Annotated in this window: 1 protein-coding gene; it reads right to left on the reverse strand. The window is 48.5% G+C overall.

What is annotated here, in order from left to right; all coding sequences use genetic code 11:
• On the reverse strand, positions 1 to 342 hold a 342-nt coding region (locus AB4154_RS22370; protein WP_372124148.1), incomplete at both ends, for a transposase.

Below are 342 nucleotides of genomic sequence, written 5' to 3' on the forward strand. Positions count from 1 at the left end.
GGAATGATCAACCCGAACTCAGAAAGTAGGGCGCGCATGCGATTCATAAGCGCGGTGCGTTCACGAACCCAATGCTCTCTCATTCTATGTACCGATAGGATGGCTTGTTGCTCTGGTGATTTTACGGGCACAAAGCGAGTGGATGGTCGCTGAACAGCTTCGCAGATAGCTACTGCATCATTAAGGTCGTTCTTCCCTTTAGTTCGATAAGGAACCACGTATTTAACGGCCATGATGCGGGCGTCATGACCCAGTTTATTGAGTGTTCTTGCCCAATAATGTGCACCACCACACGCTTCAACGCCTATACGCATGAGTGGCATATTTGCTATTGTAGTCAGT

Origin of the sequence: Vibrio sp. 10N.286.51.B11, assembly GCF_041469245.1 — a bacterium.
GTDB lineage: Bacteria > Pseudomonadota > Gammaproteobacteria > Enterobacterales > Vibrionaceae > Vibrio > Vibrio crassostreae_C.